This is a genomic window from Paenibacillus urinalis, from assembly GCF_028747985.1.
GTDB classification, from domain to species: Bacteria; Bacillota; Bacilli; order Paenibacillales; family Paenibacillaceae; genus Paenibacillus; species Paenibacillus urinalis.
Genome location: NZ_CP118108.1, coordinates 4,755,864 through 4,775,906, shown reverse-complemented (window position 1 = coordinate 4,775,906; position 20,043 = coordinate 4,755,864). Strand labels below are relative to the sequence as shown.

28 protein-coding genes are annotated in these 20,043 nt (G+C 45.0%); all 28 read left to right on the top strand.

Annotated elements, in window-relative coordinates; all coding sequences use genetic code 11:
- Nucleotides 1–88: 88 nt before the first annotated feature.
- The 28 genes from rpoC (at nucleotide 89) to secY (ending at nucleotide 19,950) form a co-directional block, all read left to right on the top strand.
- Nucleotides 89–3,703 (top strand): DNA-directed RNA polymerase subunit beta', encoded by a 3,615-nt coding sequence (gene rpoC / locus PUW25_RS22260; protein ID WP_047914096.1) that lies wholly within the window; start codon nucleotides 89–91, stop codon nucleotides 3,701–3,703.
- A 213-nt stretch (nucleotides 3,704–3,916) separates the two neighbouring features.
- On the top strand, nucleotides 3,917–4,168 hold the full coding sequence (locus PUW25_RS22255; protein WP_047914095.1) for a ribosomal L7Ae/L30e/S12e/Gadd45 family protein: 252 nt from the start codon (nucleotides 3,917–3,919) through the stop codon (nucleotides 4,166–4,168).
- A gap of 146 nt (nucleotides 4,169–4,314) precedes the next feature.
- Complete coding sequence (gene rpsL / locus PUW25_RS22250; protein WP_047914094.1) at nucleotides 4,315–4,737, top strand: 30S ribosomal protein S12; 423 nt, start codon at nucleotides 4,315–4,317, stop codon at nucleotides 4,735–4,737.
- Between the two features lie 110 nt (nucleotides 4,738–4,847).
- Entirely contained in the window at nucleotides 4,848–5,318 is a 471-nt protein-coding gene (gene rpsG, locus PUW25_RS22245) for a 30S ribosomal protein S7 (RefSeq protein WP_047914093.1), read from the top strand.
- Nucleotides 5,319–5,368: 50 nt separating this feature from the next.
- Nucleotides 5,369–7,444 carry an elongation factor G gene (gene fusA / locus PUW25_RS22240; protein WP_047914092.1) on the top strand — a complete coding sequence of 692 codons (2,076 nt, stop codon included), beginning with the start codon at nucleotides 5,369–5,371 and terminating at the stop codon, nucleotides 7,442–7,444.
- A gap of 107 nt (nucleotides 7,445–7,551) precedes the next feature.
- Nucleotides 7,552–8,742: an elongation factor Tu gene (gene tuf, locus PUW25_RS22235; RefSeq protein WP_047914091.1), complete on the top strand. Its 1,191-nt coding sequence runs from the start codon at nucleotides 7,552–7,554 to the stop codon at nucleotides 8,740–8,742.
- Nucleotides 8,743–9,161: 419 nt separating this feature from the next.
- On the top strand, nucleotides 9,162–9,470 hold the full coding sequence (gene rpsJ, locus PUW25_RS22230) for a 30S ribosomal protein S10 (RefSeq protein ID WP_006676490.1): 309 nt from the start codon (nucleotides 9,162–9,164) through the stop codon (nucleotides 9,468–9,470).
- 38 nt (nucleotides 9,471–9,508) lie between these two features.
- Nucleotides 9,509–10,132 (top strand): 50S ribosomal protein L3, encoded by a 624-nt coding sequence (gene rplC, locus PUW25_RS22225; RefSeq protein WP_047914090.1) that lies wholly within the window; start codon nucleotides 9,509–9,511, stop codon nucleotides 10,130–10,132.
- 26 nt (nucleotides 10,133–10,158) lie between these two features.
- Nucleotides 10,159–10,782 carry a 50S ribosomal protein L4 gene (gene rplD / locus PUW25_RS22220; protein ID WP_047914089.1) on the top strand — a complete coding sequence of 208 codons (624 nt, stop codon included), beginning with the start codon at nucleotides 10,159–10,161 and terminating at the stop codon, nucleotides 10,780–10,782.
- The gene (gene rplW, locus PUW25_RS22215) at nucleotides 10,782–11,075 is read left to right on the top strand and encodes a 50S ribosomal protein L23 (RefSeq protein WP_047914088.1); all 294 of its coding nucleotides are present in this window, start codon (nucleotides 10,782–10,784) and stop codon (nucleotides 11,073–11,075) included. Before rplD ends, rplW begins: the two co-directional genes overlap by 1 nt.
- Before the next feature lie 28 nt (nucleotides 11,076–11,103).
- Nucleotides 11,104–11,934: a 50S ribosomal protein L2 gene (gene rplB, locus PUW25_RS22210; RefSeq protein ID WP_047914087.1), complete on the top strand. Its 831-nt coding sequence runs from the start codon at nucleotides 11,104–11,106 to the stop codon at nucleotides 11,932–11,934.
- 78 nt (nucleotides 11,935–12,012) lie between these two features.
- The gene (gene rpsS / locus PUW25_RS22205; RefSeq protein WP_047914086.1) at nucleotides 12,013–12,291 is read left to right on the top strand and encodes a 30S ribosomal protein S19; all 279 of its coding nucleotides are present in this window, start codon (nucleotides 12,013–12,015) and stop codon (nucleotides 12,289–12,291) included.
- Between the two features lie 39 nt (nucleotides 12,292–12,330).
- On the top strand, nucleotides 12,331–12,663 hold the full coding sequence (gene rplV, locus PUW25_RS22200) for a 50S ribosomal protein L22 (RefSeq protein ID WP_047914085.1): 333 nt from the start codon (nucleotides 12,331–12,333) through the stop codon (nucleotides 12,661–12,663).
- Between the two features lie 13 nt (nucleotides 12,664–12,676).
- Nucleotides 12,677–13,342: a 30S ribosomal protein S3 gene (gene rpsC / locus PUW25_RS22195; protein ID WP_047914084.1), complete on the top strand. Its 666-nt coding sequence runs from the start codon at nucleotides 12,677–12,679 to the stop codon at nucleotides 13,340–13,342.
- A 2-nt stretch (nucleotides 13,343–13,344) separates the two neighbouring features.
- Nucleotides 13,345–13,779 (top strand): 50S ribosomal protein L16, encoded by a 435-nt coding sequence (gene rplP, locus PUW25_RS22190; protein ID WP_047914083.1) that lies wholly within the window; start codon nucleotides 13,345–13,347, stop codon nucleotides 13,777–13,779.
- Nucleotides 13,769–13,966 (top strand): 50S ribosomal protein L29, encoded by a 198-nt coding sequence (gene rpmC, locus PUW25_RS22185; RefSeq protein ID WP_047914082.1) that lies wholly within the window; start codon nucleotides 13,769–13,771, stop codon nucleotides 13,964–13,966. The genes rplP and rpmC overlap by 11 nt, the downstream gene beginning before the upstream one ends.
- A gap of 51 nt (nucleotides 13,967–14,017) precedes the next feature.
- Entirely contained in the window at nucleotides 14,018–14,284 is a 267-nt protein-coding gene (rpsQ, locus tag PUW25_RS22180; protein ID WP_076315704.1) for a 30S ribosomal protein S17, read from the top strand.
- Nucleotides 14,285–14,318: 34 nt separating this feature from the next.
- On the top strand, nucleotides 14,319–14,690 hold the full coding sequence (gene rplN / locus PUW25_RS22175) for a 50S ribosomal protein L14 (RefSeq protein WP_047914080.1): 372 nt from the start codon (nucleotides 14,319–14,321) through the stop codon (nucleotides 14,688–14,690).
- A 72-nt stretch (nucleotides 14,691–14,762) separates the two neighbouring features.
- Nucleotides 14,763–15,116 (top strand): 50S ribosomal protein L24, encoded by a 354-nt coding sequence (gene rplX, locus PUW25_RS22170; RefSeq protein ID WP_076315706.1) that lies wholly within the window; start codon nucleotides 14,763–14,765, stop codon nucleotides 15,114–15,116.
- Nucleotides 15,117–15,148: 32 nt separating this feature from the next.
- Nucleotides 15,149–15,688 carry a 50S ribosomal protein L5 gene (gene rplE / locus PUW25_RS22165; protein WP_047914079.1) on the top strand — a complete coding sequence of 180 codons (540 nt, stop codon included), beginning with the start codon at nucleotides 15,149–15,151 and terminating at the stop codon, nucleotides 15,686–15,688.
- 71 nt (nucleotides 15,689–15,759) lie between these two features.
- Complete coding sequence (locus PUW25_RS22160) at nucleotides 15,760–15,945, top strand: type Z 30S ribosomal protein S14 (RefSeq protein ID WP_013312154.1); 186 nt, start codon at nucleotides 15,760–15,762, stop codon at nucleotides 15,943–15,945.
- A gap of 32 nt (nucleotides 15,946–15,977) precedes the next feature.
- The gene (rpsH, locus tag PUW25_RS22155; protein WP_047914078.1) at nucleotides 15,978–16,376 is read left to right on the top strand and encodes a 30S ribosomal protein S8; all 399 of its coding nucleotides are present in this window, start codon (nucleotides 15,978–15,980) and stop codon (nucleotides 16,374–16,376) included.
- A gap of 32 nt (nucleotides 16,377–16,408) precedes the next feature.
- Nucleotides 16,409–16,951, top strand: a complete 543-nt coding sequence (gene rplF, locus PUW25_RS22150) for a 50S ribosomal protein L6 (protein WP_047914077.1) — start codon at nucleotides 16,409–16,411, stop codon at nucleotides 16,949–16,951.
- Between the two features lie 118 nt (nucleotides 16,952–17,069).
- Nucleotides 17,070–17,438 (top strand): 50S ribosomal protein L18, encoded by a 369-nt coding sequence (gene rplR / locus PUW25_RS22145; RefSeq protein ID WP_274337516.1) that lies wholly within the window; start codon nucleotides 17,070–17,072, stop codon nucleotides 17,436–17,438.
- Between the two features lie 27 nt (nucleotides 17,439–17,465).
- Nucleotides 17,466–17,963 carry a 30S ribosomal protein S5 gene (rpsE, locus tag PUW25_RS22140; RefSeq protein WP_047914075.1) on the top strand — a complete coding sequence of 166 codons (498 nt, stop codon included), beginning with the start codon at nucleotides 17,466–17,468 and terminating at the stop codon, nucleotides 17,961–17,963.
- Nucleotides 17,964–17,975: 12 nt separating this feature from the next.
- Nucleotides 17,976–18,161, top strand: a complete 186-nt coding sequence (gene rpmD / locus PUW25_RS22135) for a 50S ribosomal protein L30 (protein ID WP_047914074.1) — start codon at nucleotides 17,976–17,978, stop codon at nucleotides 18,159–18,161.
- 50 nt (nucleotides 18,162–18,211) lie between these two features.
- On the top strand, nucleotides 18,212–18,652 hold the full coding sequence (rplO, locus tag PUW25_RS22130; protein ID WP_047914073.1) for a 50S ribosomal protein L15: 441 nt from the start codon (nucleotides 18,212–18,214) through the stop codon (nucleotides 18,650–18,652).
- Nucleotides 18,652–19,950 carry a preprotein translocase subunit SecY gene (gene secY / locus PUW25_RS22125; RefSeq protein ID WP_047914072.1) on the top strand — a complete coding sequence of 433 codons (1,299 nt, stop codon included), beginning with the start codon at nucleotides 18,652–18,654 and terminating at the stop codon, nucleotides 19,948–19,950. Before rplO ends, secY begins: the two co-directional genes overlap by 1 nt.
- The last annotated feature ends 93 nt before the right edge of the window (nucleotides 19,951–20,043 follow it).

Sequence of the window (20,043 nt, the reverse complement as noted above, 5' to 3'; positions counted from 1 at the left end):
TTTCATCAGGCTCTGATCCCCTCTGAAGCATCCCGCTTCAGAGGGGGGAGAACCTAAAATTTAGGACTTGGTTAAGGAGGGTTGCTCCTTGTTGGACGTAAACAATTTCGAATATATGAAAATCGGGCTTGCATCCCCGGAAAAAATTCGCTCTTGGTCCCGCGGAGAAGTGAAAAAACCGGAAACGATTAACTATCGTACGCTAAAACCGGAAAAAGAAGGTCTGTTCTGCGAGAAGATCTTCGGTCCTACAAAGGACTGGGAATGTCACTGTGGTAAATACAAGCGCGTTCGTTATAAAGGCGTCGTTTGTGACCGTTGCGGCGTTGAAGTGACTCGTGCCAAAGTGCGCCGTGAGCGCATGGGGCATATTGAACTGGCTGCTCCGGTATCACATATCTGGTATTTCAAAGGCATTCCGAGCCGTATGGGTTTGGCTCTGGATATGTCTCCAAGATCTCTTGAAGAGATCATTTACTTTGCATCTTATGTTGTTACCGACCCAGGTGAAACTCCACTGGAGAAAAAACAACTGCTGTCTGAAAAAGAATACCGCAGCTACCGTGAGAAATACGGCTACGGTTTCCAAGCAGGTATGGGTGCAGAAGCGGTTAAAAAGCTGCTTCAAGACCTCGATGTTGATAAAGAGCTGGAGTTCTTGAAAGAAGAGCTTCGTACAGCTCAAGGTCAACGTCGCAACCGTGCGATTAAGCGCCTTGAAGTGATTGAAGCTTTCCGTAACTCCGGCAACAAACCGGATTGGATGATCATGGATGTCCTTCCTGTCATTCCACCGGAGCTTCGCCCGATGGTTCAGCTTGATGGTGGTCGTTTTGCGACTTCTGACTTGAATGATCTGTATCGTCGTGTAATTAACCGTAATAACCGTCTGAAACGCCTTCTTGATCTTGGTGCACCAGACATCATCGTTCAGAATGAGAAGCGTATGCTTCAAGAAGCAGTTGACGCTCTGATCGATAACGGCCGTCGTGGCCGTCCTGTTACAGGTCCTGGTAACCGTCCGCTCAAATCTCTCAGCCACATGCTGAAAGGTAAACAAGGTCGCTTCCGTCAGAACTTGCTCGGTAAACGTGTTGACTATTCCGGTCGTTCCGTTATCGTCGTAGGTCCTTACCTTAAGATGTACCAATGCGGCTTGCCTAAGGATATGGCGCTTGAGTTGTTCAAGCCTTTCGTTATGAAAGAGCTTGTGAACAAAGGTCTCGCGCATAATATTAAGAGTGCAAAACGTAAAGTTGAACGTGTGAGTCCTGAAGTATGGGACGTTCTTGAAGAAGTAATTAAGGAACATCCAGTACTTCTTAACCGTGCCCCTACGCTTCACCGTTTGGGTATTCAAGCATTTGAACCGATTCTGGTGGAAGGTAAAGCGATCCGTTTGCATCCGCTCGTATGTACGGCTTACAACGCCGACTTTGACGGTGACCAAATGGCCGTTCACGTACCTTTGTCCGCTGAAGCTCAAGCCGAAGCTCGTCTTCTTATGCTTGCGTCAGGTAATATCTTGAACCCTAAAGATGGTAAGCCGGTTGTTACTCCATCTCAGGATATGGTTCTTGGATCCTTCTATCTGACAATGGATAACAAAGAAGAAAAAGGCTCAGGTATGATCCTTCGTACAGTGAATGAAGCTGTATCTGCTTACCAACGCGGAACTGCGGGTCTTCATGCACGTGTTGCAATACCGGTCAAAGCTCTTAACAAAACAAGCTTTACGGATGAGCAGCAAAATGCGATGCTGATCACAACGGTCGGTAAGATTATCTTCAACGAAATCTTCCCAAGTAGCTTCCCATACATTAATGATGCAACTCGTGCTAACCTCTTCCAAGGTACGCCGGAGCATTCCTTTGTGTATGAAAAAGGCGCTGATCTTAGAGAAGCAATCATGAATGCACCTCAAGCGGGTGGAGTCGGCAAAGACTATCTTGGTCATATCATTGCACGCTGCTTCGAGGTATACCATACAACACAAACATCTATGATCTTGGATAGGGTCAAACAGCTTGGATTCACGTATTCTACTCGTGCTGGGGTTACCGTTGGTGTATCCGACGTTATTGTTCCTGATGAGAAGAATGAGATTCTACGTGTGTCAGATGAGAAGGTTGCTGTCGTTACGAATCAGTACCGTCGTGGCTTGATTACGAACGAAGAACGTTATGACCGCGTTATTGATATCTGGTCCAAAGCAAAAGATGATATCACGGAAGTCCTTATGAAATCGATGGATCGCTTCAACTCCATCATGCTCATGGTTGACTCTAAAGCCCGTGGTAATAAATCTCAGATTACACAGCTGGGCGGTATGCGGGGTCTGATGGCCAACCCATCCGGTCGTATCATCGAGCTCCCAATCAAATCGAACTTCCGTGAAGGTCTGACGGTACTCGAGTACTTCCTGTCCACGCACGGTGCACGTAAAGGTCTTGCCGATACAGCCCTGCGTACAGCTGACTCAGGTTACCTGACTCGTCGTCTCGTTGACGTAGCGCAAGATGTGATTGTTCGGGAAGATGATTGCGGAACAGATAAAGGCTTCACTGTAAGCCGTATTCAAGATGGTAAAGAGGTTATCGAGGATCTATATGATCGTATCGAAGGCCGCTATTGCTTCCAAACGGTTCGTCATCCTGAGACAGGTGAAATTATTGCACATCGTAATGAGCTCATCGACTCTGACAAAGCTGAGGCTATTGTTAAAGCAGGAGTAGACAAACTGCAAATACGTTCTGTACTTAGCTGCCGTGCTCGTCATGGTGTCTGCAAGAAGTGTTATGGACGTAACCTGGCAACAGGTAAACACGTTGAGATCGGAGAAGCGGTTGGTATCATCGCTGCACAATCCATCGGTGAGCCAGGAACACAGCTTACAATGCGTACGTTCCATACCGGTGGTGTTGCAGGAGACGATATTACTCAAGGTCTTCCGCGTATCCAGGAGCTTTTCGAAGCGCGTAATCCGAAAGGTCAAGCAACCATCAGTGAAATTGATGGTGTTATCAAAGAGATCCGCGAAGCTAAAGATCGCCGTGAAATCGAGGTTCAAGGTGAAGCTGAGACGAAAGTCTATGCAGTTACCTATGGCTCCCGTCTGCGCGTAAGCGAGGGAATGGAGATTGAAGCGGGGGATGAGCTTACGGATGGTTCAATTGACCCGAAAGAAATGCTGCGCATCAAAGGTGTACGTGGCGTTCAAAACTACATCCTGCAAGAAGTACAACGCGTATATCGTAACCAGGGTGTAGAAATCAACGACAAGCACGTAGAAGTAATGATTCGTCAAATGCTGCGCAAGATTCGTATTGTGGATGCAGGAGATACTACGCTTCTTCCAGGTTCGTTTGTTGATACTCATGAATATGAAACAGCGAACAAGACGGCAATTCTTAGTGACAAGGAGCCTGCAGTGGCTAAGCCAGTCCTTCTGGGTATCACCAAGGCGTCTCTTGAAACAGATTCCTTCTTGTCAGCAGCTTCCTTCCAGGAAACGACTCGTGTCCTGACGGATGCAGCAATCAAAGGTAAGGTCGATCAGCTTCTTGGACTGAAGGAAAATGTAATTATCGGTAAACTGATCCCTGCTGGTACAGGTATGAACCGTTATCGCAGTGTGAAGTTTGCTAATCCGGAAGATGGCGAATCTCAACTAGAAGAGCTTGAACCGGTATCTGTAGACTGATATAGCTCAAATTTGTCTGTAACAGGCGAATCTGATTGGTAAACACGTACCAGATTGTATATCAGGAGAGAAGTTACAAGCTTCCTCCTGATATGGCAATCTTAATGTTTAGAGTTTGATTGAATCTCTTGACAACAAATGTGTAGTAATGCTAATATAGCAAAGGTGCGTGAGTAGCCGCATGTTATCATGTCTTCTCGGAGGTATTGATAAATGTCGAATGACAACTTTTTGCAGGATGCTCATGTCAAGATCGGTACCAAGCAAACCATGAAGATGGTTGAATCAGGTCTGGCTGCTGAAGTTTATGTAGCTCAGGATGCTGATATGCGAATCACTTCTAAGATCAAGTCGCTATGTGAGAAGCATCAAGTGAAGCTGAACATAGTCGATACGATGGAGCAGCTCGGCAAGGCTTGCGGAATTGAAGTGGGAGCGGCTATGGTAGCTGTATTGAAACAATAGGTATAAGAAGATGTTTTTGTCTGGAATGCAAGAGCTTCCTAAACGGCAAAAACTTTTCATTTGTTCTTTTATGAACCGCCTGGGTCTGTGGACTTAAGAATTGAGGTTTATAAATAGAATGACGAATCTAGGAAGGGGGTGGCAACATGCCAACAATTAATCAGCTCGTTCGTAAAGGACGTCAAGCAAAGATCTACAAATCCAAATCTCCTGCGTTGCAAAAAGGCTTCAATGCCCTGAAACGTGAGTCTACTGATATCAGTGCTCCGCAAAAACGTGGTGTTTGTACTCGTGTAGGTACTATGACTCCGAAGAAACCGAACTCCGCGCTTCGTAAATATGCCCGTGTACGTTTGACTAACCGTATCGAGGTTACTGCTTACATCCCAGGTATCGGACACAACTTGCAAGAGCACAGTGTCGTTCTGATCCGTGGTGGTCGGGTTAAAGACCTTCCGGGTGTACGTTACCATATCGTTCGTGGTGCGCTTGATACTGCAGGTGTTAACAACCGTATGCAAGCTCGCTCCAAGTATGGTGCGAAACGCCCTAAAGCTAAAAAAGCGTAAGATCAACACATTGATTTTACAGTCAGTAAGCCGTTTGCGAGTTAGCGCTTCGGTTACAGAACAACAACAACAAATTAAGAATAATAAACATGCAAGAAAGGGGGATATCCATGCCACGCAAAGGTCCAGTTACCAAAAGAGACGTGTTGCCTGATCCGGTGTACAACAGCAAACTTGTTACTCGTCTGATCAACCGCATCATGCTTGATGGAAAACGTGGTGTTGCTCAAAGCATTCTTTACAATGCGTTCAACTTGATTCAAGAACGTACTGGTAAAGATCCTATGGAAGTTTTTGAAGCAGCTATCAAAAATATTATGCCGGTTCTGGAAGTTAAAGCTCGTCGTGTCGGCGGTGCTAACTACCAAGTACCTATCGAGGTTAAACCGGAAAGACGTACTTCCCTTGGTCTACGTTGGCTCGTAAACTACTCCCGCAGCCGCGGTGAGAAAACAATGGAAGAGCGTTTGGCAGCTGAGATTATCGACGCTTCCAACAACACTGGTGCTTCCGTTAAGAAACGTGAAGACACACACAAGATGGCTGAAGCGAACAAAGCGTTTGCTCACTACCGTTGGTAGGATTTATCAGTCTTTAAAATATAACTTCATTTTGAAGGGAGACCCATGTCATGGCAAGAGAGTTCTCCTTGAAAAATACACGTAACATCGGGATCATGGCGCATATTGACGCCGGTAAAACTACTACCACTGAGCGGATCTTGTTCTACACAGGCCGTACGCACAAAATCGGGGAAGTTCACGAGGGTGCTGCGACTATGGACTGGATGGAGCAGGAACAGGAGCGCGGGATCACGATTACTTCCGCTGCTACGACCGCTCAATGGAAAGGTCACCGCGTTAATATCATCGATACCCCGGGACACGTTGACTTCACAGTTGAAGTTGAACGTTCCCTTCGTGTATTGGACGGAGCAGTAGGTGTTTTCAGTGCGAAAGAAGGCGTTGAGCCTCAGTCTGAAACTGTATGGAGACAGGCTGACCGTTACGGCGTTCCTCGTATCGCATATGTAAACAAAATGGATATCATCGGTGCAGACTACCTTAACGTTGTTAAGGATATGCGCGAACGTCTTCAAGCAAATGCTGTTGCTATCCAGCTTCCTATCGGTGCTGAGAATGATTTCATCGGTATCATTGATATCGTTGAGCAAAAAGCATATATGTACAAAGACGATCTTGGTAAAGACATCGAAGAAACTGCAATTCCTGCAGACTATGCAGATCAAGTTGAAGAGCTTCGTATGGAACTGATCGAGAAAGTAGCAGAGCTTGATGAAGATCTGACTATGAAATACCTAGAAGGCGAAGAACTCACTGTTGATGAGATCAAATCCGCTCTTCGTAAAGGTGTAGTAGAAGTTAAAATCTTCCCAGTTATCTGTGGATCTTCTTACCGTAACAAAGGTGTTCAGCTGATGCTGGATGCGGTTCTGGACTATCTGCCAGCTCCTATTGATGTTCCTGACATCAAAGGTACTTTGGAAGATGGAACTGAAGCGATTCGTAAATCTTCTGACGAAGAGCCGTTCTCGGCACTTGCGTTCAAGATTATGACGGATCCTTATGTAGGTAAATTGACGTTCTTCCGCGTATACTCCGGTGTTCTTACATCTGGATCTTACGTATTGAATGCAACTAAAGGAAAACGTGAACGTATCGGACGTATTCTTCAAATGCACGCAAACAGCCGTCAAGAAATCACTGAAGTTTATGCTGGTGATATCGCATCTGCTGTTGGTTTGAAAGATACAGGTACAGGTGATACACTATGTGATGAGAAGAATCCGGTCATTCTGGAGTCTATGAACTTCCCTGATCCGGTTATTCAAATCGCGGTTGAACCAAAAACCAAAGCTGACCAAGACAAAATGTCTGTTGCTCTCGGTAAATTGACTGAGGAGGATCCAACTCTTCGTGCTCATACTGATGAAGAAACAGGTCAAACAATCTTGGCTGGTATGGGTGAGCTTCACCTTGATATCATCATCGACCGTATGCGTCGTGAGTTCAAAGTGGACACAAACATTGGTCAACCACAGGTTGCTTACCGTGAAACATTCCGTCAAGCAGCGCGCGTTGAAGGTAAATTTGTACGTCAGTCCGGTGGCCGCGGTCAATATGGACACGTATGGGTTGAATTCGAACCGCTTGAAGCGGGTAGCGGTAACCAATTCGACAGCAAAATTGTGGGTGGATCTGTACCACGTGAATACGTTGGTCCTGCTCAACAAGGTATTGAAGAAGCTATGAAAAATGGTGTCCTTGCAGGATTCCCACTTGTAGACGTTAAAGCTACAATCGTAGACGGTTCATACCATGATGTCGATTCCAACGAGATGGCGTTTAAAATTGCCGGATCGATGGCTCTTAAAGCAGCTAAAGACAAGTGTAAAGCTGTCCTGCTTGAGCCAATCATGAAAGTGGAAGTAACTGTTCCAGAAGAGTACATGGGTGACGTAATGGGTATGCTGAACTCCCGTCGCGGTAGAATCGAAGGTATGGATTCCCGTGGGGGTACGCAAATCATTCGTGCTAAGGTACCTCTCTCTGAAATGTTTGGATATTCCACAACTCTCCGTTCTGGTACACAAGGACGCGGGGTGTTCTCCATGGAACTTTCTCACTACGAAGAAGTTCCAAGAACAATCTCCGAAGAAATCGTGTCCAAAGTTAAGGGAGAATAAGTTATACTCACTGATGTACACAGCGTCATAAGGTTTAATGACTCTTATGGTGCTGTACACACAGTGCCAACATATAATATAAACCACTTTAAGGAGGCCACGTTCAAATGGCAAAGGCTAAATTCGAACGTAATAAACCACACGTTAACATTGGTACTATCGGTCACGTTGACCATGGTAAAACAACATTGACTGCAGCAATCACTACTGTATTGTCCAAAACTTACGGCGGTGCAGCAGTTGCATTCGATCAAATCGACAAAGCTCCAGAAGAGCGCGAGCGCGGTATCACTATCTCTACTGCACACGTAGAGTACGAAACTGATGCACGTCACTATGCACACGTTGACTGCCCAGGTCACGCCGACTATGTTAAAAACATGATCACTGGTGCTGCACAAATGGACGGAGCGATCCTGGTTGTATCCGCAGCTGACGGTCCTATGCCACAAACTCGTGAGCACATCCTTCTGTCCCGCCAAGTAGGCGTACCTTACATCGTAGTGTTCTTGAACAAATGCGATATGGTAGAAGACGAAGAACTTCTTGAACTCGTAGAAATGGAAGTTCGCGACCTTCTTAGCGAGTACGACTTCCCAGGTGATGACACTCCAATCACTCGTGGATCTGCTCGTGAAGCTCTTCAAAACCCAGATGGCGAGTGGGCTCAAAAAATCGTTGAGATGTTCAAAGAGATCGACACTTACATCCCAACTCCTGAGCGCGACACTGACAGACCATTCTTGATGCCTGTTGAGGACGTATTCTCCATCACTGGTCGTGGTACAGTTGCAACTGGACGTATCGAGCGCGGTACTGTTAAAGTCGGCGATGAAATCGAAATCGTTGGTATCGCTGAAGAGTCCAGAAAATCCGTAGTAACGGGCGTTGAAATGTTCCGTAAACTCTTGGATTCTGCTCAAGCTGGTGACAACATCGGAGCATTGCTTCGTGGTGTAGACCGTGCTCAAATCGAGCGTGGACAAGTTCTTTCCAAACCAGGTTCAGTTAAACCACATACTGAGTTCACTGCTCAAGTATACGTTTTGACTAAAGAAGAAGGTGGCCGTCATAAGCCTTTCTTCACTGGATACCGTCCTCAGTTCTACTTCCGTACAACTGACGTAACTGGTATCATCAACCTGCCAGAAGGTACTGAAATGGTTATGCCTGGCGACAACATCGAAGTAACAGTATCCCTGATCGCTCCAATCGCTATCGAAGAAGGAACTAAGTTCTCTATTCGTGAAGGTGGACGTACAGTAGGTGCTGGTGCGGTAGCAACAATCATTAAATAATTTGGCTGCAAGCCGAATGATATAAAGCAACATTGTACTGTAACGAGCAACATTGTATCGGAACGAACAAAAGGATCTTGGCGTTAATCGCCGAGATCCTTTTTCTATATAAGGTTCTTTTCATAAATTACCTTTGGCTTTTTATAGCCTCATCATATATAATGGTACGAGTTGCGATTCGGGAAGTGCATTCGAGAAAAATAAAGAGCTGAAGTCGATTCAGAATTTTATCAATCTTTTTTATATAAAAGCTTGCATTACGCCTAGGTTTTCTATATAATAATGAATGTTGTTCTGTGACGTTGCGATGATGTGAGAGGTTACTGACACACCCGGCCCCTTTGCCATGGGAGAGTGGGTCAGAAAATTTTCACGGAGTATGTCCGATATTAAATTGGGCGATAGAAGGAGGGACTAAAATGGCAAAGCAAAAAATTCGTATTCGTTTGAAAGCTTACGACCACAGAATTCTTGATCAATCCGCTGAGAAGATTGTTGAAACGGCAAAACGTTCGGGTGCAGGTGTATCCGGTCCGATTCCGCTTCCAACTGAGAAACAAGTTATTACTATTCTCCGTGCGGTACACAAGTACAAGGATTCCCGGGAACAATTCGAAATGCGCACACATAAGCGTTTGATCGATATTGTTAACCCGACTCCACAAACTGTGGATGCCTTGATGCGCTTGGATCTGCCGTCCGGTGTAGATATCGAAATTAAATTGTAATTTAGTAATGTATTAATGGAAGGAAAAGAGGTGTCAACATGAAAGGTATCTTAGGTAAAAAACTAGGCATGACGCAAGTGTTTACTCCAGAAGGTAACGTAATCCCTGTTACAGTTATTGAAGCAGGTCCATCTGTTGTCTTGCAAAAGAAAGACCTTGAGAACGACGGCTATGAAGCGGTTCAACTAGGTTATGCCGATAAGAAAGAAAAAAATGCTAACAAACCTGAAACAGGACATGCGAAAAAAGCTAATACAGCTCCTAAGCGCTACGTTCGCGAACTCCGCGGTGTTGATCTTGCGGGATTCGAGGTTGGCCAAGAAATTAAAGCAGACATCTTCGCTGAAGGCGAATTTGTTGACGTAACAGGAATCTCCAAAGGTAAAGGTTTTGCCGGCGTTATCAAACGTTGGGGACAAAGCACTGGACCTATGTCTCACGGTTCCCGTTATCATAGAGGCCCTGGTTCCATGGGTTCCATCCAAGCGAACCGCGTTCCTAAAGGTAAACACCTTCCAGGACATATGGGTCATGAAACAATCACAATTCAACGTCTTGAAGTTATTAAAGTAGACGCTGAGCGTAACGTATTGCTTGTTAAAGGTTCTATTCCAGGGCCGAAAAACAGCTTCGTTAAAATCAAAGAATCGGTGAAGAAATAATCACCTAAAGAAAGGAGGAACACAAAATGCCAAAAGTAGCACTTTTTAATGTCAGTGGTAGCCAAGTAGGAGAAGTTGAACTGAACGATGCAGTATTCGGAATTGAGCCGAACACTCATGTACTTCACGATGCTGTTGTTATGCAACGCGCTTCCCTGCGTCAAGGTACACACAAAGTAAAAGGACGTTCTGAAGTACGCGGCGGCGGACGTAAGCCTTGGAAACAAAAAGGTACTGGACGCGCTCGTCAAGGTTCGATCCGTGCACCACAATGGGTAGGCGGCGGTACTGTATTTGGTCCAACACCACGCAGCTACGCGTTCAAACTGCCTAAGAAAGTTCGTCGTCTGGCGATTAAATCCGCTTTGTCTTCCAAAGTGATTGATAACGAAATTATCGTTCTGGATGCTCTTGCTCTGAATGCACCGAAAACTAAAGAATTTGCAGCTATTTTGAATAACCTCAAAGTAGATCGCAAAGCTTTGATCGTTGCTCCAGGCTATGATGATAATGTTGCTCTTTCCGCAAGAAATATTCCTGGTGTGAAATTTGTAGCGGCTGACGGCATTAATGTTCTTGACGTACTTACGTACGACAAACTGATCATTACGAAAGAAGCAGTTCAGAAGGTAGAGGAGGTGCTCGCGTAATGAAGAATCCTCGTGACATTATTAAACGTCCGGTGATTACTGAACGTACAGCTGATATGATGGCCGACTTGAAATATGTATTTGAAGTCGATATTCGTGCGAACAAAACCGAAATCAAAGCTGCTGTTGAAGAAATCTTCAACGTTAAAGTGAAAAACGTGAACACTCTTCGCGTACCTGGTAAGTTGAAACGCTACGGACGCTACTCTGGATACACTCCTGAGTGGAAAAAAGCATTCGTAACTTTGACTCCAGACAGCAAAGCTCTTGAGTTCTTTGAATCGGTACAATAAGAAACTGTAAAGTAAGGAGGGAAAATCAGTGCCAATCAAAAAGTACAAACCGACGTCTCCGGCTAGACGTAACATGTCTGTGTCTACTTTTGAAGAGATCACAACAAACCAGCCAGAGAAATCGCTGCTTGCTCCACTGAGCAAAACAGCTGGCCGTAACAACCAAGGTAAAATTACGGTTCGTCACCATGGCGGCGGACACAAACGTAAATACCGTATTATTGACTTTAAACGTACTAAAGATGGAATACCGGGCCGCGTTGCTACAATCGAGTATGACCCGAACCGTACTTCCAACATCGCTCTGATCCATTATGCAGATGGTGAGAAACGTTACATCATCGCTCCTAAAGGACTTAAAGTAGGGGATCAAATCGAGTCTGGACCTAGCTCCGACATCAAAACAGGTAACGCACTGCCACTTGAGAACATTCCAGTAGGTACCGTTATCCACAACATCGAACTTCAACCAGGTAAAGGTGGACAATTGGTTCGCGCAGCTGGTACTGAAGCTCAACTTCTTGGTAAAGAAGAGAAATATGTAACAGTACGTCTTTCTTCCGGTGAAGTACGCCGTATCCTTAAAACTTGCCGTGCAACAATCGGATCTGTTGGTAACGAAGATCACGAACTTGTTAAAATCGGTAAAGCAGGCCGTAGCCGCTGGCTCGGACAACGTCCTGAAGTTCGCGGGGTAGTAATGAACCCTAACGATCACCCTCACGGTGGTGGTGAAGGCCGCGCTCCAATCGGACGTAAATCGCCAATGTCTCCATGGGGTAAACCAACTCTTGGTTACAAAACGCGTAAGAAAAACAAAGCTTCTGACAAATACATCGTTCGCCGCCGCACGAAGTAATACACAATTAACCTGTGCATAACTTCGCGCGAGCGATCGTGAATGAACGAGAACATTGGATGAAGGGAGGATTTACACATGAGTCGCAGTCTTAAAAAAGGGCCATTCGTAGATGGCTACCTGTTGAAAAAAGTAGAAGACATGAACGAAGCTGGCAAAAAGCTGGTGATCAAAACTTGGTCCCGTCGTTCTACAATTTTCCCACAATTCATTGGACATACGTTTGGTGTGTATGACGGCCGTAAACACGTTCCTGTTTATGTAACGGAAGATATGGTTGGACACAAGCTGGGTGAGTTCGCTCCTACGCGTACTTATAAAGGCCATGCAGCAGACGATAAGAAGACTAGAAGATAAATGATCATCAAGCGCTAATGTTTGAGAGGAGGTTAAACAATGGAAGCAAAAGCACATGCCAAGTTTATTCGGATTGCTCCTCGTAAAGTTCAACTCGTTGTTGACTTGATTCGCGGCAAGCAAGTGGGCGAGGCGATCGCGATTCTGCGCCACACTCCAAAATCCGCTTCTCCAGTTGTTGAGAAATTGCTGAACTCTGCTATCGCAAACGCAGAGCACAACTACTCCCTGGATGTTAACAAACTGGTTATCTCGCAAGCTTACGTAAACCAAGGTCCGACAATGAAGCGTTTCCGCCCTCGTGCAATGGGACGTGCAAGCCGGATCAACAAACGCACTAGCCACATCACTTTGGTGGTATCTGAAAAATAAGGAGGGAAAACGTGTGGGACAAAAGGTAAATCCCGTCGGACTCCGTATCGGCGTAATCCGTGATTGGGAATCCAAATGGTACGCAGGCAAAGATTTCGGTGATCTTTTGCTGGAAGACGTAAAAATTCGTGAATACCTGAAAAATAAATTGAAAGACTCCGCAGTATCTCGTATCGAAATCGAGAGAGCGGCTAACCGTGTCAACGTGACGATCCACACTGCTAAACCAGGAATGGTTATCGGTAAAGGTGGTTCTGAAGTTGAAATCCTCCGTGGTCAAATCACGAAGATTGCAGGCGGTAAGAAAGTTCATATCAATATCTCTGAAATCAAACAACCAGACCTTGACGCAATTCTCGTTGCTGAAAGCATTGCACAACAATTGGAACGCCGTGTTTCTTTCCGTCGTGCTCTGAAACAAGCGATTCAAAGAACTATGCGTTCAGGTGCTAAAGGTATCAAAACACAAGTAGGCGGACGTCTTGGCGGTGCTGAGATCGCACGTTCTGAAGGCTACAGTGAAGGAACTGTTCCACTGCACACGCTTCGTGCCGACATCGATTATGGTACAGCGGAAGCTCATACAACTTACGGCCGTCTTGGCGTAAAAGTATGGATCTATCGTGGAGAGGTTCTTCCTACGGCTAAGAAACAAGCTGCTAAGGAAGGAGGCAACTAATCATGTTGGTGCCAAAACGCGTAAAACACCGCAAGCAACAACGCGGTCACATGAAAGGTCAAGCTAAGGGCGGAACTACACTGAACTTCGGTGAGTACGGTCTGCAAGCGACTGAACCATCTTGGATTACGAACCGTCAGATCGAGGCTGCTCGTATCGCGATGACTCGTTACATCAAACGTGGTGGTAAAGTTTGGATCAAAATCTTCCCAGACAAACCTATTACTCAAAAGCCTCTCGAAGTACGTATGGGTAGTGGTAAAGGTAACGTTGAGAAATGGGTTGCTGTTGTAAAACCAGGAAAGATCATGTTCGAACTTTCTGGTGTATCTGAAGAAGTAGCTCGCGAAGCAATGCGTCTGGCTGCTCACAAGCTGCCAATTAAGACGAAGTTCGTGAAACGTGAAGAATTGGGTGGTGAAGTAAATGAAGGCTAGTGAATTCCGCAACCTAACCACTGCTGAAATTGAGCAAAAGATTGCCGGATTTAAAGAAGAACTCTTTAACCTCCGCTTTCAACTCGCTACCGGTCAGCTTGATAACCCGACACGTATTCGTGACGTACGTAAAGAAATTGCACGTGCTAAAACGATCATTCGTGAAAGAGAACTTGGGATTAGCTAATAAATAGTACCGGATGGAACATCCGTCTGTAATTGAGGAAGGAGGCCAACAATGAGCGAAGAACGTAACGCACGTCGAGTGCAAATCGGTAAAGTGGTTAGCGACAAAATGGACAAAACAATCGTGGTTGCTGTAGAAACTTACAAAAAACATGACTTGTACCATAAACGCATCAAATACACGAAAAAGTTCAAAGCACATGATGAAAATAACACTGCGAAAATCGGTGATACTGTTAAAATCATGGAAACTCGTCCTTTGTCGAAAGACAAGAACTGGAGACTTGTTGAAGTCGTAGAAAAAGCGGTTATCATTTAATGATATTCAGCTCTGCTGAAAGGAGGAAAACAAGATGATTCAACCATTTACACGTTTGGCTGTAGCTGACAACTCTGGTGCGAAGGAACTGATGTGTATCCGCGTACTAGGTGGTACGGGACGTAGTCGTACAGCACAAATCGGAGACCTGATCGTTTGTTCTGTAAAACAAGCAACACCAGGCGGCGTTGTCAAAAAAGGTGATGTAGTAAGAGCGGTAGTCGTTCGTACGAAACGTTCTGTTCGTCGTAAAGACGGATCTTACATTGGTTTTGATGAGAATGCAGCGGTTGTTGTTAAAGAAGACAGAAGCCCACGCGGAACTCGTATTTTCGGACCAGTTGCTCGCGAACTTCGCGAAAAAGACTACATGAAGATCGTTTCCTTGGCTCCAGAAGTTATCTAATGAACGTATATTGATCCTTGTATAAAGGATTCGATTCATACTTGTTCACGCAAGTCATAGGAGGTGTACGAAATGGCAAAAGTGAAAAAAGTTCTGGAATCTCATAACAACAAGTTGCACGTCAAAAAAGACGACACTGTTATGGTGATCAGCGGTAAAGACAAAGGCAAAAAAGGCCGTGTCATCGCAGCTTATCCTCGTGAGAATCGCGTTCTTGTTGAAGGTGTTAACCTCGTGAAAAAACACCAAAAGCCTAACCAGCTGAATCCACAAGGCGGAATCATCGAGAAAGAAGCTCCAATCCATGTATCGAACGTGATGCACATTGATCCGAAGAGCGGAAATGTAACTCGTATCGGTTATAAAGTTTTAGACAACGGCAAAAAAGTACGCGTTGCTAAACGTTCCGGAGAATCGATCGACTAATGTAATCGAATGAGAAAGGAGGTCCATAATTCATGGCAAGAATGAAAGAACGTTTTCTGAATGAAGTAACTCCTGCTTTGATGCAGAAGTTTGAATACAGCACAGTAATGCAAGTTCCTAAGATCGAGAAAGTGGTAATCAACATGGGTGTGGGTGACGCTGTCCAAAACTCCAAAGTACTTGATTCCGCTGTGAACGATATGCAGCTGATCTCTGGTCAAAAACCAGTTATCACTAAAGCTAAAAAATCAATCGCCGGTTTTAAACTTCGTGAGAACATGCCAATCGGGGTTAAAGTAACACTGCGCGGACAGCGTATGTATCACTTCCTTGATAAATTGTTCAACATCACTCTACCTCGTGTACGTGACTTCCAAGGCGTATCGAACAAAGCGTTCGATGGTCGCGGTAACTACACACTTGGACTTAAAGAACAACTCATCTTCCCAGAGATCGAGTATGATAAAGTCGACAAAGTACGCGGTATGGATATCGTAATCGTAACTACAGCTAAAACGGACGAAGAGTCCCGCGAATTGCTTACTCAACTGGGAATGCCTTTCGCAAAGTAAGAAATAACAGTATCCGGGAATCCAGCTAGGGTCCCGAATTCTCCGAAATTATTTAGGAGGTGTCAGGCTAAGTGGCAAAAACTTCAATGAAAGTTAAACAACAACGCACACCGAAGTTCAAAGTTCGCGCTTATACTCGTTGTGAACGTTGCGGTCGTCCACATTCTGTATTGCAGAAGTTTAAAATTTGCAGAATTTGTTTCCGTGAATTAGCTTATAAAGGCCAGATCCCTGGCGTGAAAAAAGCAAGCTGGTAAAAAGTCCTGAACGGGAAGGAGGTTTACACACAATGACTATGTCTGATCCAATTGCAGATATGCTTACTCGCATTCGTAATGCGAACACAGTTCGTCACGAGACGGTAGAAATGCCTGCTTCGACGATGAAAAAACAAATCGCTGAAATCCTGAAGCGTGAAGGTTTCATTCGTGATGCAGAATATGTGGATGATAACAAACAAGGCATCATCCGTGTCTTCTTGAAATACGGTCAAAACAACGAGCGCGTTATTACTGGTCTGAAAAGAATCAGTAAACCAGGCCTTCGTGTATACACGAAAAGCAATGAAGTACCTCGCGTACTTGGTGGTCTCGGAATCGCGATCATCTCTACTTCCAAAGGTGTAATGACAGATAAAGAAGCTCGTCAAGCTAAATCTGGCGGCGAAGTTGTCTGCTACGTTTGGTAATATAAAGTCACAGAACAAGGAGGTGCAACAACATGTCCCGTATTGGTCGTAAACCAATTACAGTACCAAGTGGCGTAGAAGTCACTCTGGACAATACCGCAATTACGGTTAAAGGTCCTAAAGGTACACTTACACGTGAACTTCATAAAGAAATGAAGGTTTCCGTTGAAAATAATGAAATCACAGTAACACGTCCTTCTGATCACAAAACACATCGTTCTTTGCACGGTACTACTCGTTCCGTAGTAAATAACATGGTACTTGGCGTAACTGAAGGATTCTCGAAATCTCTGGAGCTGGTTGGGGTCGGATATCGTGCAAGCAAATCCGGAGATAAAATCGTTCTGAACGTAGGTTACTCCCATCCGGTAGAAATCACGCCGGAACCGGGTATTGAGTTCGAAGTTCCTTCGAACACTAAAATCATCGTTCGTGGAATTAACAAAGAGCGCGTAGGTGCTTATGCAGCTGAAATCCGCTCTGTTCGCGAACCTGAGCCTTACAAAGGTAAAGGGATTAAATATGAAGGCGAACGCATCATCCGTAAGGAAGGTAAAGCCGGTAAGAAGAAATAAGATTTCTTACCGACTTTGTGCCGTCCCCTGGCTTTTCAGGAGATGCTCGTGTTTCTAATATACCCTGTGCGTCTTAATGTGAAGCTATTCAAGGCTAACTGAAGGGAGGAAACGTGAAATGATTACTAAACAAGATAAGAACAAAGTGCGTCTGAAAAGACATATCCGTGTTCGTGGTAAAATTTCTGGTACGGCTGAGCGTCCACGTTTGAACGTATTCCGTTCCGATAAACATATCTATGCTCAACTGATCGATGATGTAGCAGGTGTAACGCTTGCATCTGCATCGACGGTAGACAAAGAAATCAGCGGCGAAATCACAAACGGTGGTAACGTTGAGGCAGCTAAGAAAGTTGGCGCTCTCGTTGCTAAACGTGCGAAAGAAAAAGGATACACTAACATCGTTTTCGATCGTGGTGGCTACCTTTATCATGGACGTATTCAAGCTTTGGCTGATGCTGCTCGTGAAGCAGGGCTTGAATTCTAAGATATTTTTTAAAAGGAGGTTAACGACTTGCGTGTAGATCCTAACACTTTAGAACTCACTGAAAGAGTTGTAAATATTAATCGCGTTGCTAAAGTAGTAAAAGGCGGACGTCGTTTCAGCTTCAGCGCTCTGGTAGTTGTCGGTGATGGCAATGGCTGGGTTGGAGCTGGTATCGGTAAAGCAGGCGAAGTACCTGATGCAATCCGCAAAGGTATTGAAGATGCTAAGAAAAATCTAATCCACGTACCACTCGTAGGAACAACAATTCCTCACTTGATCACTGGTAAATTCGGAGCTGGCCGTGTTCTTTTGAAACCGGCTGCTGAAGGTACTGGGGTTATCGCTGGTGGTCCAGTTCGTGCCGTTCTGGAACTTGCTGGTGTGGGTGACATTTTGACAAAATCACTGGGTTCTTCGAATTCCATGAACATGGTCAATGCGACCTTGGAAGGTTTGTCCCGCTTGAAACGCGCTGAAGATGTAGCGAAATTGCGTGGAAAAACTGTCGAAGAGCTTCGGGGCTAAGGAGGGAATCTCATGTCTAAACTGGAAATTACCCTCGTTCGCAGTTTGATCGGACGTCCTGAGACACAAAGAACGACTGTTAACACACTCGGTCTTCGTAAACTCAACCAAACTGTGGTTCATAACGACAATGCTGCGATCCGCGGTATGGTGAATAAAGTAAGTCACTTGGTTTCTGTTAAAGAAATCGAGGCATAAGGAATAGCATCATAGGGCTTGTTCCCACAAATCATTAAGGAGGTGCAACGATGAAGTTACATGAGCTTTCTCCAGCTCCTGGATCGCGTAAAGAACGCAAACGTAAAGGTCGCGGTCCAAGTAGCGGTATGGGTAAAACTTCAGGTCGCGGTCACAAAGGTCAAAACGCTCGTTCTGGCGGTGGTGTTCGCCCAGGCTTCGAGGGTGGTCAAAACCCACTGTATCGTCGTCTGCCAAAACGCGGTTTCGTAAACCCTACCCGCAAAGAATATGCGGTTGTGAACATTGAAGATCTGAATAGTTTTGAAGCAGGTACAGAAGTAACTCCAGAAGTTTTGGTTGAAACAGGTATTGTGAATAACACAAAATCTGGCATCAAAATTCTTGGCAATGGCGAAGTTACTGTAAAACTTACAGTAAAAGCGAATAAGTTCTCTCAATCTGCGGTAGAGAAAATCGAAGCTGCCGGCGGTAAAACCGAGGTGATCTAATGCTCACATCCCTTAAGAATATATGGCGAGTCGAAGATCTTCGAAAACGAATTTTGTTCACTCTCTTTGTTCTAATTATTTACCGTATCGGCTCCTTTGTTCCTGTTCCAGGAGTTAACAAGGAAGTATTCGACGCGGTAGATTCGCAAGGCAGAGAATTGTTTGGTCTTCTGAACACATTCTCAGGCGGAGCGTTGTTCCAGTTCTCGATCTTTGCGCTAGGGATTATGCCATATATTACAGCATCCATCATTACACAATTGTTATCGATGGATGTTATTCCGAAACTTGCGGAATGGGCCAAACAAGGTGAGCATGGTAAGAAAAAATTAGCCCAGCTCACTCGGTATGGTACAGTGGTGTTGGGATTAATCCAAGCATTTGGTACATCGATCGGATTTAACCGGTTGTATGGACAGGAAATGGTGCCTAATGCTACTTTCGTTGACTATATTGTCATCGCGATTGTATTGACGGCAGGTACTTCATTCCTTATGTGGCTTGGTGAGCAGATTACGGAAAGAGGTATTGGTAACGGGATTTCAATCATTATCTTTGCCGGTATCGTTGCTACCATTCCAAATGTTATCCGTACAACAATAGAATCAGAATTCATTCAGGCAGATCAGTTGTTCATGAACATCCTTAAGGTTGTTATTGTGGCACTGGTTCTTCTCCTGACCATTGTAGGGGTTATTTACATCCAGCAGGCGATCCGGAAGATTCCGGTTCAATATGCAAAACGTGTTGTAGGTAACAAAATGTATGGTGGACAAAACACCCATATTCCGCTGAAAATCAATGCGGCGGGCGTTATCCCTGTTATTTTCGCTGTATCACTTCTTCAGTTTCCGATCATTATCGCTTCGTTCTGGGCGGGTTATGGCTGGGCGAACTGGGTTACAACGCATTTGTCTTATGACAAACCGTTGGGTATGGTGCTCTATGTTATCATGATTATTGGTTTCACGTTCTTCTACACTTTCGTGCAGATGAACCCGCAGCAAATGGCTGATAACATGAAGAAGAACGGCGGTTATATCCCAGGCATTCGTCCGGGTAAAGCAACTGAGAAATACTTGTCCCGTGTCTTGACTCGTTTGACGATGACCGGAGCTTTGTTCTTGGCTGTCATTTCCGTTCTACCTGTATTCTTGGGCTCACTTTCCGGTTTGCCTCAAGTTGCACAGCTTGCTGGTACTTCCATGCTGATCGTTATTGGTGTAGCATTGGATACGACTAAGCAAATTGAAAGTCAATTGATCAAACGCCATTACAAAGGTTTCATCAATAAATAGCCATAGGTTCCGGTAAAGAATGCAATAGTTCGCCCTTGCTGGTGAGTTGCTAAGACCGGCACCTATTGTGCTGTTTCTTGTTGAAGGGATAGT

Bases quoted from the DNA above. Each gene is read 5' to 3' on its own strand.
- PUW25_RS22255 (WP_047914095.1), top strand. From the start codon at position 3,917: ATGTCGAATGACAACTTTTTGCAGGATGCTCATGTCAAGATCGGTACC.
- rpsL (WP_047914094.1), top strand. From the start codon at position 4,315: ATGCCAACAATTAATCAGCTCGTTCGTAAAGGACGTCAAGCAAAGATC.
- rpsG (WP_047914093.1), top strand. From the start codon at position 4,848: ATGCCACGCAAAGGTCCAGTTACCAAAAGAGACGTGTTGCCTGATCCG.
- fusA (WP_047914092.1), top strand. From the start codon at position 5,369: ATGGCAAGAGAGTTCTCCTTGAAAAATACACGTAACATCGGGATCATG.
- tuf (WP_047914091.1), top strand. From the start codon at position 7,552: ATGGCAAAGGCTAAATTCGAACGTAATAAACCACACGTTAACATTGGT.
- rpsJ (WP_006676490.1), top strand. From the start codon at position 9,162: ATGGCAAAGCAAAAAATTCGTATTCGTTTGAAAGCTTACGACCACAGA.
- rplC (WP_047914090.1), top strand. From the start codon at position 9,509: ATGAAAGGTATCTTAGGTAAAAAACTAGGCATGACGCAAGTGTTTACT.
- rplD (WP_047914089.1), top strand. From the start codon at position 10,159: ATGCCAAAAGTAGCACTTTTTAATGTCAGTGGTAGCCAAGTAGGAGAA.
- rplW (WP_047914088.1), top strand. From the start codon at position 10,782: ATGAAGAATCCTCGTGACATTATTAAACGTCCGGTGATTACTGAACGT.
- rpsS (WP_047914086.1), top strand. From the start codon at position 12,013: ATGAGTCGCAGTCTTAAAAAAGGGCCATTCGTAGATGGCTACCTGTTG.
- rplV (WP_047914085.1), top strand. From the start codon at position 12,331: ATGGAAGCAAAAGCACATGCCAAGTTTATTCGGATTGCTCCTCGTAAA.
- rplP (WP_047914083.1), top strand. From the start codon at position 13,345: ATGTTGGTGCCAAAACGCGTAAAACACCGCAAGCAACAACGCGGTCAC.
- rpmC (WP_047914082.1), top strand. From the start codon at position 13,769: ATGAAGGCTAGTGAATTCCGCAACCTAACCACTGCTGAAATTGAGCAA.
- rpsQ (WP_076315704.1), top strand. From the start codon at position 14,018: ATGAGCGAAGAACGTAACGCACGTCGAGTGCAAATCGGTAAAGTGGTT.
- rplN (WP_047914080.1), top strand. From the start codon at position 14,319: ATGATTCAACCATTTACACGTTTGGCTGTAGCTGACAACTCTGGTGCG.
- rplX (WP_076315706.1), top strand. From the start codon at position 14,763: ATGGCAAAAGTGAAAAAAGTTCTGGAATCTCATAACAACAAGTTGCAC.
- rplE (WP_047914079.1), top strand. From the start codon at position 15,149: ATGGCAAGAATGAAAGAACGTTTTCTGAATGAAGTAACTCCTGCTTTG.
- rpsH (WP_047914078.1), top strand. From the start codon at position 15,978: ATGACTATGTCTGATCCAATTGCAGATATGCTTACTCGCATTCGTAAT.
- rplF (WP_047914077.1), top strand. From the start codon at position 16,409: ATGTCCCGTATTGGTCGTAAACCAATTACAGTACCAAGTGGCGTAGAA.
- rplR (WP_274337516.1), top strand. From the start codon at position 17,070: ATGATTACTAAACAAGATAAGAACAAAGTGCGTCTGAAAAGACATATC.
- rpmD (WP_047914074.1), top strand. From the start codon at position 17,976: ATGTCTAAACTGGAAATTACCCTCGTTCGCAGTTTGATCGGACGTCCT.
- rplO (WP_047914073.1), top strand. From the start codon at position 18,212: ATGAAGTTACATGAGCTTTCTCCAGCTCCTGGATCGCGTAAAGAACGC.
- secY (WP_047914072.1), top strand. From the start codon at position 18,652: ATGCTCACATCCCTTAAGAATATATGGCGAGTCGAAGATCTTCGAAAA.